General features: G+C 59.3%; 2 protein-coding genes. Both read right to left on the reverse strand.

The window, feature by feature from the left end; genetic code table 11:
• A partial coding sequence (gene yjgA, locus V6C16_RS13340; protein ID WP_333543446.1) for a ribosome biogenesis factor YjgA occupies positions 1-327 on the reverse strand: 327 nt, incomplete at its 3' end.
• Between the two features lie 26 nt (positions 328-353).
• On the reverse strand, positions 354-1,265 hold the full coding sequence (locus V6C16_RS13345) for a 4-hydroxybenzoate octaprenyltransferase (protein ID WP_333534920.1): 912 nt from the start codon (positions 1,263-1,265) through the stop codon (positions 354-356).
• Positions 1,266-1,363: the final 98 nt, after the last annotated feature.

A 1,363-nucleotide genomic window follows, 5' to 3' on the forward strand; every position in this document is an offset into this window, starting at 1 on the left:
GGCTGCCATAGATCCGGCCTTGCGGCGCTGCAGGGCGGCGCGCAGGGGTTCCACATCATCCATTTCGCGTATGAGGCGGCCGATGAACTGCATCTGGCGGCGGCGTCCCTCATGGTTGCGTATGCGGGCATACAGGCCCAGAGCTTCCGCAAGCTCCGGGGGCAGGCTCAGGCTCTGCACTTCCTGCGGGCCAAGGCGGGCAAGCTCTTCACCCAGGGCCTGGAGAGCGTGGCTTTCGCGCTTTTTGGCCGAACGGCTGGGCTGTTGGAAATCCTGTTCCTGCCCGTCGTCATGAGCCTGCCATTGATACTGTTTTTTACGAGGCATGAAAAATCCTGGAGCAAAGTTGTTTTTTAGAAATAGATGCCAAGAATCACCCCGGCCAGCACCACGGGAGATATGATGCCGTTAAGGGTAAAAAAAGCCGTGTTTACATGGCGCAGGTCTTGCGGCCGCATGAGCCTGTGCTCCACAAAAAGCATGATGGTAATGCCCAGCCAGACCACATGCCAGGGCCAGCTCAAACCGGCCGCAAAACCTGTCAGCAGCAGGAAGATGGACGTCATGGCATGGGAAAAGGCCGCCAGAACAAGCGCGGTTTCCGCGCCGAAGGTGGCCGGTATGGAGTGCAGCCCGAAAGCCTCGTCAAAGTCCACATCCTGAAAGGCGTAATAAATGTCAAAGGCGGCCACCCAGAAGGTCACGGCAAAAAACAGCAGCACCGGGGCCATGCCCAGGCTGCCGGGATCCACCGAAAGCCATCCGGCCAGCGGGGCAAGGCCGAGCGTGGCCCCCAGCCAGAAGTGACACAGGGGCGTAAAGCGCTTGAGCACGCTGTAAATCGCGGAAAAAACAAGCGCCGGAATGGAAAGCCACAGGCAAACCTGGTTGAGACACGCGCAGGCGGCGATAAAAATGACGGCCATAAGCCCGCAGAACGCCCATGTCTGCCTGGTGGAGATGGCTCCGGTAACAAGGGGGCGGTTCTGGGTGCGCGGATTGTCGCTGTCAAAGGGGAGATCCACAAGACGGTTGAACGCCATGGCAAATGAGCGGGCCGCCACCATGGCGATGGTCAGAAACACCAGGCTCCATGTCGGGGGCAGCCCCCGCGCGGCCAGAAAGGCTCCGGCCCAGGCGTACGGCAGGGCAAAGATCGAGTGCTCGATCTTGATCATCCGGCAGATATCGGAAAATTTGCCGAAAGGGGAGGACAGACGTCCCAGGTATGGGCTTATCCGGCCAAGAGGATTTTGGAAACGCATTTTTTCTCCTTACAACTGATCAAGATCCGTACAAAAACATTTTCTGCCAAGGCCGAACGCCCGCGCCGTTGCTGGCAGGCAGGGCGGCGTCTTCGGCG

This window comes from Desulfovibrio sp. 1188_IL3213, assembly GCF_036763145.1.
Taxonomy (GTDB): Bacteria; Desulfobacterota; Desulfovibrionia; order Desulfovibrionales; family Desulfovibrionaceae; genus Desulfovibrio.

What these genes read in the sequence shown, in the direction of transcription:
- V6C16_RS13345 (WP_333534920.1), bottom strand. Translation starts at nt 1,265, where the DNA reads ATGCGTTTCCAAAATCCTCTTGGCCGGATAAGCCCATACCTGGGACGT.